9 protein-coding genes are annotated in these 11,596 nt (G+C 50.9%); all 9 read right to left on the bottom strand.

What is annotated here, in order from left to right; all coding sequences use genetic code 11:
• Window positions 1-45: 45 nt before the first annotated feature.
• The gene (locus PQG83_RS06315) at window positions 46-855 is read right to left on the bottom strand and encodes an HNH endonuclease family protein (protein ID WP_312747915.1); all 810 of its coding nucleotides are present in this window, start codon (window positions 853-855) and stop codon (window positions 46-48) included.
• The gene (locus PQG83_RS06310) at window positions 852-2,438 is read right to left on the bottom strand and encodes an AAA family ATPase (protein WP_312747913.1); all 1,587 of its coding nucleotides are present in this window, start codon (window positions 2,436-2,438) and stop codon (window positions 852-854) included. The genes PQG83_RS06315 and PQG83_RS06310 overlap by 4 nt, the downstream gene beginning before the upstream one ends.
• Entirely contained in the window at window positions 2,435-4,054 is a 1,620-nt protein-coding gene (locus tag PQG83_RS06305) for a restriction endonuclease subunit S (protein WP_312747911.1), read from the bottom strand. The genes PQG83_RS06310 and PQG83_RS06305 overlap by 4 nt, the downstream gene beginning before the upstream one ends.
• Window positions 4,051-5,508 (bottom strand): class I SAM-dependent DNA methyltransferase, encoded by a 1,458-nt coding sequence (locus PQG83_RS06300; RefSeq protein WP_312747909.1) that lies wholly within the window; start codon window positions 5,506-5,508, stop codon window positions 4,051-4,053. Before PQG83_RS06300 ends, PQG83_RS06305 begins: the two co-directional genes overlap by 4 nt.
• Window positions 5,509-5,529: 21 nt before the next feature.
• Complete coding sequence (gene hsdR, locus PQG83_RS06295; RefSeq protein WP_312747907.1) at window positions 5,530-8,904, bottom strand: type I restriction-modification system endonuclease; 3,375 nt, start codon at window positions 8,902-8,904, stop codon at window positions 5,530-5,532.
• A gap of 909 nt (window positions 8,905-9,813) precedes the next feature.
• On the bottom strand, window positions 9,814-10,107 hold the full coding sequence (locus PQG83_RS06290) for a type II toxin-antitoxin system RelE/ParE family toxin (RefSeq protein ID WP_312747905.1): 294 nt from the start codon (window positions 10,105-10,107) through the stop codon (window positions 9,814-9,816).
• Entirely contained in the window at window positions 10,104-10,322 is a 219-nt protein-coding gene (locus tag PQG83_RS06285; RefSeq protein ID WP_312747903.1) for an addiction module protein, read from the bottom strand. Before PQG83_RS06285 ends, PQG83_RS06290 begins: the two co-directional genes overlap by 4 nt.
• A gap of 667 nt (window positions 10,323-10,989) precedes the next feature.
• Window positions 10,990-11,223 (bottom strand): type II toxin-antitoxin system PemK/MazF family toxin, encoded by a 234-nt coding sequence (locus PQG83_RS06280; protein ID WP_312747902.1) that lies wholly within the window; start codon window positions 11,221-11,223, stop codon window positions 10,990-10,992.
• Between the two features lie 92 nt (window positions 11,224-11,315).
• Window positions 11,316-11,516: a hypothetical protein gene (locus PQG83_RS06275; protein ID WP_312747900.1), complete on the bottom strand. Its 201-nt coding sequence runs from the start codon at window positions 11,514-11,516 to the stop codon at window positions 11,316-11,318.
• Between the last annotated feature and the right edge of the window lie 80 nt (window positions 11,517-11,596).

The raw sequence follows: 11,596 nt of genomic DNA, 5'->3' as shown, positions 1-11,596 counted from the left end.
CCTGTTTCAAAGTAAGTGCTTAGAGCCGCCCTATTCCGTATCTAGTCAGGCAGACTGAATTAGCCCCGCCAACCGTGGGTCCCCGGTGCTCAGAATGCAGGCCTTGGCGACTGCTGACAGTTCTTTCTCCTCATGCATGAGTTCACGCAAATGTCTGGCTGCCTGTTTGTAACGGTCTTTCGCGATGCCATTGGTCCGGTCCGTATGGTATAGCGTTAATTCGTCCAGGTACTCCTGAATTCGATTCCAACACTCCGCCCATACGGTCTTGCGTTTGTCCATGAGCGGCGGAAAGTCGAGGTTGTATCTCTCAACGGAGTACTCAACGCGTGCTTTTTCCCACTCATCAGTGACATGCGCTGCGGGAATAGCACGACCCTCCACGTTGAATGAGAGCAGCGCCGGATCGTCTTCATCGATTGGATCGAGCAACTGTGCGTCTTCATGTCGAAGGTCACCGAGTGGAGCGCATCGCGGGCAACCGGCCCGCAGCGGAAAGAAGGTACCCTTCTTGCGGTTGCCAGCGTTCCCGCAAATACGGAAGTTCAGCCAGTCGAAAGCTAGCCACCAATACCCATCATACACTTTGCCGTCAGTATCCTTGGCTGACTTCTTCGGGCGATAGTGTTCCACATCCCAATGGCTAAAGCAGTCTTTTGCCTCTGAAAACCAACATTTCTGATGGGAAAGTTTTAGAAGCCATTGCTTCATTTCACCCCAGACAGCACCGTTGTCGGCTATGATTTTGTTTCGTGACTCAGCGTCCGGGGCATCTTTCAGCTGAGTCAACAATGTGCTGGCATTAGCTAACCAGGCTGCATCAGGGGTCTGCTTTCGAAGGGGAATGTATCTCATGCTCCTCCACCTTTGGCACCTGCCTTCTCTTCAGACAATACCTCTTCGAGTACTTCGTCAGCTAGTTGGGTTTGAGAATCGATTTCTGCTTTGGAAAGTGCAGCTTTCGTTTCGGTAGAACGCCGTCGCGCCAAAGCATTGGCGAATGATTCAAAGTATGGGTTTGGATGGGTGCGAGAGACTCCAAGTTCATTCAATTCCATCGCAAGAGCCATCAATTCATTTTGTTCGTCGGGGGTCTTACTCTTCTTTCCAAGTAGGGCATAGTGCCGGTCGAGGTTTTTCAGAACTTCCGGTGCCAAGGTCGATCGCAACCCGTACAACTCTGACTTTAATAAGCCTTCAACTCCAATTCCGATTGGGTCGTACTCTGGTTCGTTCGCCGTAATACGATCCTCTGCTTGAGCAAGCATGCGAACCTGATTTTTGTGCAGGCTGCCGATCATCAGCGGGTTGTGTGTGGCAACGATCAACTGGCCCTTCTCGGCGCGGATATTGTCCTGAAGTAGCTTGAGGAAGTCGTAGGTCCAGACGGGGTTGAGGTGGGTGTCGGGCTCATCCAAGAGGTAAAGCGACTCGTCGTTCTGAGTAAACAGCAGCAGACCGAGTACGGTTAGAAGTTGTTGCTCTCCTTCGCTCATCTGCACAAATTTCACTCGGGTTCCATCCATACGTTCGACGGTGACGCGGACCTCATCGATCAGGTCACAGAGAAACAGACTCTCCAGGTAGCCAAATAGGGTCTTAGAGTCCTCACCTGGCTCCTTCAGTGCGGCAAGTTCAGCTTCGTTCTTAATGAAAAGGAAAAGGCGCTCCGTGCTCTCTCCCTGCCGGCGGATATCGCGTTCAATGGTTTCATTGTTTCGAATCGGGGCGAGGGCGCGGTCCCACAATCTGCCAAGGAAGCCCTTAAAAGCCCCTCGGGCGTACCAGAAGCGTGGATCGCCCTCAGCCTGCTGAGTCTTGTTGGGTGCACCGCTCCCGCGCCACCAGGGAGTCTTGAGTACGAAGAGTGCTGACTCAAAATGCTTAATACCGAGGTACTCCTGCAACAATTGGCGGGCGGCAGGGGCCTGTGCAAGAATGAAAGCTAGGAGTACAAGCTGGCTATACTCCTTTCGACAGAAGAACAGACGTCGAAGTGGTAACTCTCGATCTGGGCTTTTCAAGATTCGATCGTAGTGTTTACGTGTGGGACGATCAAAATGCCGTTCAAGACGGCTGCTCCAGCCAGAATAATAGGCAAAGACGTAGTTCGGTAGGTAGGTGTCGAGCTCACGTTGAAAAGCGGCCTGAGTGATCGTTTTGCCGTCGACGGTGATGTCCAGTCGCTTATTTGTCCGTGCAGGATCCGCATCTATACGGATGGCACGATCGCGACAAACATATTCCAACGTGTACGCAAAACCAGGCGTGCCACCCAACTCCAACTCGCGGAAGATTTCGACAATTGCCTCAATGAGGTTTGACTTACCGGTACCGTTCCGGCCGAGCAGCACCGTGGTTGGTTGGCTCTCGTCGAAGTCGATTTCAAATGAGCGCAAGTTACGGTAGTTCGGGATGCTGAGTCGGTCCAATCTCATGCGGCGGCCTCGAGCAACCGCGAGGCTGTGGGCGATTTGCCGCGTTTTTCTCTCAATAGACCACGGGCTTCTTCGTCCTTGAGTTGCTCGTAAAAGTCATCAATGTCGAGCTGAGACGCAGCCCAGAGTGCTTCGGCAGGCAGGGGTCCCCGTTCCTTTAGAATCTTGGTCAGATGCATGTCCTGGATCTCTGTGCGACTTAACATTTGGGCCTCCACTTTGCGCAATCTTATTGATGGGCTGCTAATCATACCTCTTTTCAGTTTGATCGGTTTTAACGAGCGAGCTGAACGAATTCGCTCCAGCAAAACAGAGGCGGGCTCGTCGGTGGGGTCTTGGGGGACAAGCTCGCCTCGAAATGCTTTTGCGAGTAAGACGTGTGGCAGGCGTTCGACATGGGCACGAGCGACTGCATAGTGGGCCTGGATGCGGTCGGCATAACCAAAAAGCGATTCGATGCGACGGACAATCTCATTTTGCTCATCCATGCTTGGCAAGGGGACTGGGATTTCCTTTATTCGCATTAATGCTAATTTCCCTTGAGCGCCGGATTTCGTGAGACGATCTATATAACTTTGTGCAACAGGTGATTGCAGCCAGAAGGCGAGGTAATTGTTACGTACGCCTTTTAGGTTGCATAGTTTCGCAGCATTTTCTGTTAGGTTTGCCTTGTCATACTCGGGTGGGATTACTCCAGCATCGCCAATATTAGCCCCCACAATTGTTATAAAGACATCTCCGCTCTTGACGACATACCGTTTTATTATTCGGTGAACATCTTTTGGTAAATATTCTTGGCCTTCGCTTCTGACAGTGCCATTTTTCAATTGCCCAGCTTTAATATATGGAAAACCAGTATTTTCTGGAACTAGCTTTTGGCCTTTTGGTAAACGTTTTCCACCCTTTACCTCAGCAAGTGTTCCCAGGTGTGCCCATACCCAAGACATAGGAATGGCAAATAAACCAGATTCAGGAGAAGTGGAAACTTGTTTGGGCGCTACTGTATTCCGCAAATTCTCCGTAAGCTTACCGGAGGTAGCTTCGGCGAGAACCGATTGGCGGAAGCGTTTGAGTATTGCGGGAATGCGGTCAAGGCGTTCGCGGCAGGCGTCCACCCGAGCGAGGACTGTGTCGAGCTTGTCAGCAATGCGCTTCTGTTCATTGAAAGGAGCAAAGGGTGCTTCGAAGCTCCGCACATCTTGGGACTTCACCGCAGGGTAAAGAGCACCCTGAACAAGCTCAGTCATGCGTTCTACGAAAGAGTTTGTGCGCACAATGTAATAGAGCCATCGTGGATCAAGCTTTGGAGCGCGTAGCACATCGAACCCGGTAGAGGCTATCTGGCCATCAAGACTGTCTGGCACCATGGCAACTGCGTTAAGGTTGGGGCGAGTCATGGATACGAGTACATCCCCCGCAAAAACGTGCTTCCTTGCGCGACTAGGAGCGTCTTTTCCTAAAATACACTGTGGGCGGGAGATCAACTTCTTGTCCCGGGCAATAGATGCGATGTCTATGTATTGGATCTGTTCTTCATCAGACGGAATTCTCTGGGCACAGTTAACGGTTACGGCACCGATCGGTGCCGTCATCCAATTGTGAGGCAATTCGCTCACGCCTCGATCTCCTCACCCAACTCATCTAGAATTCCCTTTAATTCTTCCATCGCCCCTTCAAGCTCGTCCATGGCTTCCTGTGCCAGCACGACCGGTTCCTCCGCCTCCCCAGTTTCGCCATCGCTCTCATCCCTGAGCCATGCGATATCGAGACTTTCACCGCGCTCTGTAATCCAGTCGCGAGTGAAGCAGCGGAAGCGTCCTTCCTCGCCGGTGTCCTTGCGCTTCTTTAGGCTCGCGGGTTTACCGAGTGGATCTTTGCCGAAGGCCGCTTCAAAGGCACCAAAATGCTTACGGGTGAGGACCGAACGCTTGCCGAATTGCGGCATGTTGGCGCGCAGATCGTAAACCCAGACGTTTTTGGTGTTGCCCTTTTCCCTCTCTCCACGTGTGAAGAAGAGCACATTGGTTTTGACCCCGTGTGCGTAAAAGATACCCGTGGGTAGACGGAGGATGGTGTGCAGGTTGCATTTGTCCATCAAATCACCCCGAATTTGTTTGCCGACATTGCCTTCGAAGAGCACATTGTCAGGCAATACAATCGCAGCTCGTCCTCCAGGTTCCAGACTGCGGTAGACGTGCTGGAGAAAACATAATTGTTTGTTACTTGTCGGGAAGGTGAAGTCGGTGCGGGAGGGCAAACCGCCACCCTTCTTGGTGCCAAATGGTGGATTTGTGAGTATCAGCGTGGCCTTTGGCAGGGCCGCCCCTTCAGGAGACAGTGTATCGCCATATCGTATTCCTGCTCCATTCGGTGCGGCCTCTAGACCATGAAGCATCAAATTCATCAGGGCGAGGCGATGTGCCTCCTCCACATGCTCCATTCCGTAGAAGGTTTCGCGGCGATATTTTCGCTGCTGAGTCTCGGTCCAACCATCAGGATCGGTGTGCTCGCGCAGATAGTGGTTGGCAGCGATTAAAAAGCCACCGGTCCCGGCCGCTGGGTCCTGGATAATGTCGTCGAGGGTTGGTTTCATCACCGCGACCATACTGTCAATCAGCGGGCGTGGCGTAAAGTACTGACCTGCGCCTGACTTTTTCTCATTGGCGTTTTTCTCCAATAAGCCTTCATACAGATCGCCTAAACCTTCTTTGCGCGCACTATACCAGTCGAGTTTATCGATCTCAGTCACAAGGATCGAGAGTGTGGCTGGTTTCTTTATAAATGAGCTAGCATTAGTGAAGATCGCCTTCACCAACTTTGAGCCGTGGGTACCAAGGTGGATGAGGGTCTTTTTATATTCTTCAAGACGATCAGGGGCAGTCTTGGCCTCAAGGTCATCCCAACGGTGCCCCTTGGGAATCTGTTCCTCAGTGCCTGTCTCCTTAGCCATCTTGAGGAACAACAGATAGGTTAATTCAGTGACGTATTGGTGGTAAGTAACCCCATCATCCTTGAGGATGTTGCAAAGGTTCCACAGTTTCGCGACGATATCATGTGTGATGTTACTCATATTTTGTTGTAATCTTCCCTGCTAGGCAGCGGGTTTCCAAATTGTGTCGTTGAATGTTTCCAGGATTTGTTGTAGTTGACCCTCAAAAATTCGGTTGATTCGGGAAAATCCCCCGCCTTCCCTTTTAAACACAAGATCGGGATCATCCAGCGCATCGCGATCTACAATAACATTAGCTTTTGTTTGTGCTGCGATCTTCTTTAACCATTCTCGTTGCGGAGTGGTCCAATACTGTGAGGTTAGAATGGTTTGGAGCGCACGGTCTACACGTTGTTCATAGGGTATCAGGGCATCTCCCAACGCAGCCTGGCGGATATAGCCGATAATACGGGCGGCAATCTCTTGGTTTGTCATCTCTCGCCAGGCGATTGCAAGGTTCGACTCAGTGAAACCCGCCTTATCCAATTCTAAGGCCAGTTCCCGCAACTGTTTGCGAGTCAGCTCTCGTGGGCGAGTTAGAACGGTTACTAATGCGGGTATAGTATTGCTTTGGGTTCGGATGAATTCAGAAAACTCCTTCAAGTAATCTTCGGGCTTTTTTGCCGCACCATACCCCCGTTCAACGCCGGTTAGCTTGTCCGGATGCTCGGAAATGAGTATGGGTTTAATTCTTCCCTCACCTTTTCTGTCGAGGATTTCACCGAGATCAGGATTTTTGGTAAACCACCCTGCTATCTCAGCCACGGACATCTTTTGCATTTGTTTGATAAATGCCTCTGGTGACATGCCAGCACTATTTTCAAAATCCTTTTTGATCTTTTCTGAGAAGTGGCGTCTCTTGCGTTGGAGTTTGGCGATGAATTGATCTCGAACCAGCATGCGGGCATCCACCTCTTTTAATTCCATCAACTCGCGTGCCAACTGCGAGAAGGAAATCTTCGGGTCAGCCACAACGGGTTGCATTGCCGTCAATGTCTGGAGCGCTTCGTAAATCCTGACAGCATCGAAGATTCTGAATGATTCTTTTCCAATCTCGTCACAGAGGCGTGTCGCTCGCCCGAGCATCTGGTCGAATAGAATTCGGCTGTTGACCCGCCTGAGGAACACAAGGTTACAGATTTCAGGAACGTCCACGCCAGTCGTCAGTAGATCAACCGTGACTGCCACGTTGGGATTTTGTTCGTTCTTGTATCGGCGGATTAATTGCAGGGGTTTGTCAGCCGCTCCGGTGATTTTGATGACCGCATCATCTTCGATGTTTCCGTAGTATTCCTTGAAAGCTCCTTTGAGTAATTCAACCACCAGATCGGCATGCGCGTCATTGGCACAGAAGACTAGTGTTTTTTGGCGTGAACTAGGATCCAGCTCTCGTGCAAGAAATTGGCAGACCACCTTATTGAAGGGTTCCGTAATGACCTTGCGATTAAACTCCTCTACTTCAATTTGTATTTCATCTGGTGTGGTGAATAGATTCACTTCACTCCGCTGGACGTTGTAAACCTTGACCCTGTCGCCCGCTCGCCAAAGGATGCCCTTGGTGGAAAGCTCTGTTTTTATCTGAATGGGCGGCTCATGATCCCTCAAAAAACCATCAATGACCGCCTCACGATAGCTGTATGAGTAAATCGGGATCCCGAATATTTCAGTGGTGTGTAAAGCAGGGGTAGCCGTTAGCCCTACCTTGACGGCATCAAAATAGTCTAACACTCGGCGATACTTGGAGATATAGTCACCATAGCTCCTGAAGGTGAGTTCGGTTTCGGACAGCTCACGATCAAGGAGGTATCCGCGATGGCATTCGTCAACGACAATACAATCGTATTGGTCCACGGCCGGAGGTGCTGCTCCCTCCGGGCCATACAGAATTCGCTTGACCATTCCTTGGACCGTGGCGATATGAACTGAGGTGTTACTGTCGGGGTCCTGTTCCTCAAGCTCTTTGATCCCAAAAATGTCTGCAAAGGTTCGAAGGTTCTCCATCCGGGTATCTTTAAAGGCGTTCGTTGCCTGTTCCCCCAGTGCAGACCGATCCACCAGGAACAACACACGCCGAAACCGTTGTGCTTTTAGCAGCCGATAAATTAGTGCAATACAGGTCTTCGTTTTACCCGTGCCTGTTGCCATGGCTAGCAGCATCTCTCGCTGCCCACGTGCAATGGCTGCCTCAATACATTGTATCGCCTCCTGTTGGTAGGGTCTTAAAGTGAAGCCGTAGTTGAAGGGCTCGTTCGTAAGTTGTTCGTGTGCTCGCTGTTTGTCACGTTTTTGTAGTGCTGTGAGCCCCTCCGGAGTGTACCATCCATCAAGGACGTGACCGAGATTCTCGGGGTGGCGCAGATCACAGAACCAGATTCCGCTACGCTGGGCCAACTGTCGAAGATAAGGTCGTCCGTTGGAAGAGAAGGCGAAAGGAACTTGAAACTCACCCCACGGGCCACCAGGTGATTGGAGCTCTTCGGCTACCACGAAACTGCGACTGTAGCGTTTCGCCTGCTGCAATGATCCGGAGACATCGATATTCTTTCGCTTTGCTTCCACAGTTGCCATTGGTATCAGTCCGGCAAACAGAACGTAGTCAGCAGGCCCGCTGTTTGTCGGCCACTCGGCAATCGCAAGGTTCTTGCCCTTCGCGGGCCTGATGCCTACTCCGTAGCGCAGGGTCGCTGAATCTGCTTCCCAGCCAGCCTGTTGGAGCTGCTGGTCGATCAGCTTACGGGTTTCAGGCTCGTCTAAGTGAATGACCGCTGCTGCTTGGTTGGATGCTGCGACAAGAGCGGCAACTGTGACCTTGGTTTGTGTCGCAGACTGTGCCTGCTGAGCTGCAAGCTGCTGCTCCAAATCAGCTTTGGCTGATTCGGTTTCAGTCGCCATTTGCTCCCAGAATGACCGTTCGTCGGCCGCCTCTTTGAGCATCCCTTCCGTTGATTCCAGCCGTTGCGTTGTCTCTTTATGCGCTGTCTGATATTCGGCGAGTCCTTGGCTGAGGCGTTCAAGCTCAGCTCTCAGATCTTCGGTTTCATCCTTGGGTGGCCGTGGTGGAATGAATGGACCCGGCTTAAATGCGGGGTCCTTGAATGTGCGATGGAACCAGATGCCGAGTTGCCAGCTAATCTTGAGTGCAGTAAGGGCAGTTCGGTGATCCCCTACCATGGAATGGCTGGCAGCGTTGCCCGCCCGTCTCACTTCGCTGAAGAGTTGGTAAATTTCCCGAGGAAGGATTCCCTGGTCTTGTAACCGACCGATAAGTTTGTATTGTCCCTCTTCGGTGGATACATATTCGCCGATTTTCGTTGCGACATGCTGCGCGAGGAGCTCTGTCAGTTGGCGAAGTTTGAGTATCGATGTGTTGGGATCTTCAGGAAAATAACGCTCGGCGAGCAGTCCAAGCCGTAGGAGCTGTTCATCGTGTTCCTTAAGCTGAGCAAAGTTGCTAATGAACATGGGAGGCGGATTCATCGCCTAGATCGTTGCAGAATAGTGCGTTGGATTTAGAGAAAATGCACAGTTCTAAACTCCCCGCCGAAGAATACCAATTTTTTGTGAGAAAGTATCTCACGAGGATAGGGAGAACAATAATTGGTTTGTTAGTCTGGTCTTCAGGCGTGGGCATAAACCTGTTTGGGGGTTATTCAGGTAATGGCCAATGTGTTGGGCACGATGAATTCAGGTATCCAGAAATGTACCTCAGCCATCCATTTAAGTACAGAAAAAACTTTCGGATTGAGGGCGTTAGGTTTGTTTTACAAAAATGGGGGAGATCTGATTCAATTTAGTTAGAGAATAATTTTTCTCACAAGATTCTCCGGAGAATCGAAGGTGAAATTTAAAAAATATTGTGGGCGTGAAACTTTTGAACTTCTGCCGCGAAGTTTCGAGGGTATGGCCTCAATTCTTAGGACTGAAAATGGGAAAATTCCCAGCTAAATATCTTTTTTGGGATTGTTCCAGGTTTTGGTCGCGAGGGGGCATTGAGATTTCAAGAGGGAGGGACGGGGTCTCGCCCCCGTACGGCGAGGTCCTTTTGTTTCGGCAAAAGGACCCAAAACCATTGACGCCCCGTCTGGCTTTCTGGGAGGGGAGGGATGCTAACTTTGTGAAGAGCGGCCCAACTCGCAGGGCTCAAACAAGGTCCGCAACGGATAAGAGCATCCCTCCCTGGGGCCAGCCGGCAGGCGTCGGAAGGCAAAACATGAACTTCAGGGACTTCATATGAGAGAGCGGGGGCCGGAGTAATGACGGGGGAGAGAAGGTTGGAGCCGGTTGCACGGCTCGACCCTGCCACCAGGCCTGGGGGACTCATGCAAAGATAGGTTCCGAAGGTGGATGCCTGAGGACGAAGGTGGGAAGGCGAGCCAATCCAGGGTGTTAGGTCAAGGCGGTTTTAATCTTTTGGGGATGTTGACGCAGGTCCAAAACCCTTTGCACGATTACGGTGTTAGGATCAGCCATTTTGTAATAAATGGCGTATGGGAATCTTCTGGCCAACAAGCGGTGATATCCAAAAAACTTCTGGTGAATTCCAGCATACAATGCCAAGGAGTCGATGTCTGCAAATACGGCATCAAAGAAATACTCGCCGACTCCTTCTGCTTGGTTTTCATAAAATTGCCGCCCTGAATGAAGGTCCTCCAGGGCAGAGCCCAATATCCTGATCTTCATTCAAATCGTTTCCGAAGTTCCTTTTTTGCTTCCTTCCAGTCATGAATTTTCTCCTGTCCCGCTTGAACCCTCTGTTCTGTTTCTTGTAATAACGATTTATGCCATGCAGGAGATTGAAGCGATTGGTCTTCGCTTGACAGGTCTTCCCAAAGGGCTTCCATGATTCGGAGCTTTTCCTCGCGAGACATCTGTTTGATCTCTAGAATGTCTTTCATCGTTTCCTCCCTCTAGCCTTTGGGACAATAGGCGGACGGTCTGGGCTTCATGCGTTTATTGTACTTGAAGGTTTCTCGAGTATCTATGAGGATTTTGTGGGAAATATAGGAAGAAATCCAAGGACAGAATGTTGAGGGGGCTGGCATAGGATGCCGGGGTTTCGACCCCGAGCGACGAGCCACTGTTGTTTCGGCGAAAGTGGCCAAAACCATTGACGCCCCGTCTGGTTTTATTGGAGGGGAGGGACGCTAACCTTTGAAGAGCGGCCCAACTCGCTCCGCTCAAACAAGGTCCGCTAAATGCTAAGAGCGTCCCCCCCTGGGGCCAGCCGGCAGGCGTCGGCACAAGATGAAAGCGTATTGAGGCAAACCCACGGACGGTGGTCCAACTCGCGGAGTTTATCCTGAGTCAACGTCGAAGGGCTCAAGCAGTGCCCGCCTTTTCTCCGGGGCCGGTTGCACTGCTCGGCCATGCCACCCGGCCAGGGTACACCATCGGGAGATTTCGGGCTAAGTCGCCGGGCACAAACACGGGCCGCTCAATGCTAAGAGCGTCCCTCCCTGGGGCCAGTCGGCAGGCGTCGGTTGAAGAAAAAAGGAGGGTTTGCATAAAAGGAAGGAAGGCTCAGGGCGAGGATGGAGTGAGAAGACGTTTGCGGGTAGGGCGTCATTTAGCATAACCGACAATACTGCATAGACTTTTTAGGACCTTTTCCATGCATGCCGTTTTGATCTTTCCGATATGCTTGACGATGTTTTGGTCTGAGAGGGTAAATACCTTATCCACTCGTATCCAACTGGGTTTGGGCAGATTACCATCTTCGATATCCATTGCAATTAATGGGATGGCAGGTTCTTCTTGAGGGACAGTTGTAACGGCCAAGGCAATAAAAATCGCCATGGTGATCGGGTGCTGTCAGGACGAGGACCGGACGCTTTTTGGATGAACTTAAATCAGCATAAGGAAAGGGAATCAGAACAAGGTCATAGGCGCTACATGTCATTCCAAACCTCATCCTCAGAATTGTCCCAGACATTTTTCATGGCCGGAGTCTGAGCGAGCTTGAGTTCCTCAGCTAGTCTGTCTTTGAGACCATGTTTCAATTCAATGTACCCGATGAAATCTAAGACTTCCTTCGCCAAAGGTTCGGGAAGCTTTTGAATTTCTCGCATGATTTGTTCAGCCGTTGACATGGCGTGCTCCTCATTTGCTCTGTAAGGGATACGTTGTATGACAAATGTACCCAACCCATTGACTAAAGTACAGAATTTTA

The sequence above is a fragment of the Candidatus Nitrospira neomarina genome, assembly GCF_032051675.1.
Classification (GTDB): Bacteria; Nitrospirota; Nitrospiria; order Nitrospirales; family UBA8639; genus Nitrospira_E; species Nitrospira_E neomarina.
This window is presented reverse-complemented; position numbering and strand designations above follow the sequence as displayed.

Bases quoted from the DNA above. Each gene is read 5' to 3' on its own strand.
- PQG83_RS06315 (WP_312747915.1), bottom strand. From the start codon at position 855: ATGAGATACATTCCCCTTCGAAAGCAGACCCCTGATGCAGCCTGGTTA.
- PQG83_RS06310 (WP_312747913.1), bottom strand. From the start codon at position 2,438: ATGAGATTGGACCGACTCAGCATCCCGAACTACCGTAACTTGCGCTCA.
- PQG83_RS06300 (WP_312747909.1), bottom strand. From the start codon at position 5,508: ATGAGTAACATCACACATGATATCGTCGCGAAACTGTGGAACCTTTGC.
- hsdR (WP_312747907.1), bottom strand. From the start codon at position 8,904: ATGAATCCGCCTCCCATGTTCATTAGCAACTTTGCTCAGCTTAAGGAA.
- PQG83_RS06290 (WP_312747905.1), bottom strand. From the start codon at position 10,107: ATGAAGATCAGGATATTGGGCTCTGCCCTGGAGGACCTTCATTCAGGG.
- PQG83_RS06285 (WP_312747903.1), bottom strand. From the start codon at position 10,322: ATGAAAGACATTCTAGAGATCAAACAGATGTCTCGCGAGGAAAAGCTC.
- PQG83_RS06280 (WP_312747902.1), bottom strand. From the start codon at position 11,223: ATGGCGATTTTTATTGCCTTGGCCGTTACAACTGTCCCTCAAGAAGAA.
- PQG83_RS06275 (WP_312747900.1), bottom strand. From the start codon at position 11,516: ATGTCAACGGCTGAACAAATCATGCGAGAAATTCAAAAGCTTCCCGAA.